The sequence below is a fragment of the Neobacillus drentensis genome (assembly GCF_036966985.1).
Classification (GTDB): Bacteria; Bacillota; Bacilli; order Bacillales; family Cytobacillaceae; genus Neobacillus; species Neobacillus drentensis_E.
In genome coordinates, this window is the sequence record NZ_JBALSN010000741.1 from 1 (window position 1) to 625 (window position 625).

Genomic DNA, 625 nt, shown 5'->3' on the forward strand with positions numbered 1-625 from the left:
GAAAAAAATATCCCTCATGAACAAAGGAGACTAAAAATGAGAAAACTCGTTCTATTTCTGCACGCATCGCTTGACGGTTTTGTAGAAGGTCCGAACGGTGAAATGGACATTGGCTGGGTTTCATACGATGCTGACTTGGAGAAACACGCGAAAGAAATTCTGAGTACTGCCGACACTGTCATATGGGGACGTGAGACTTATCAGATGATGCACAGTTACTGGACATCTGTGCCTTCTGACCCCTCAGCTTCGCAGCATGAACGGAATCATGCCGAGTGGATCGAAAAGACACCCAAAATCGTTTTTTCCACGACGTTGGAGAAAGTCGAATGGAACAATTCCAGACTGGTGAAAGAAGATGTCGAGGAAGAAATCAAGAACCTCAAACAGCAGCCAGGCAAGGATATGGTCATCCTCGGCAGTCCTAGGTTAGCACACTACCTTATGCAGCTTGATTTAATCGATGAGTATAAAATTACGGTTTCTCCCGTCCTGATCGGCAGCGGGTTGCCGTTATTCCAAGGTCTCAAGGAGAAAATCAATCTTAAACTGATCGAAAACAAGACATTTGATTCTGGAGCCATAGCCCTCGTTTACCAGACGGTTAGATGACCTTTTCTCCTAA

The 625-nt window shown here is 45.0% G+C and carries 1 protein-coding gene; it reads left to right on the forward strand.

The window, feature by feature from the left end; translation table 11 throughout:
* Nucleotides 1-36 precede the first annotated feature (36 nt).
* Nucleotides 37-612, forward strand: coding sequence for a dihydrofolate reductase family protein (locus tag V7659_RS31195; protein WP_213118903.1), 576 nt, complete (start codon nt 37-39; stop codon nt 610-612).
* Nucleotides 613-625 lie beyond the last annotated feature (13 nt).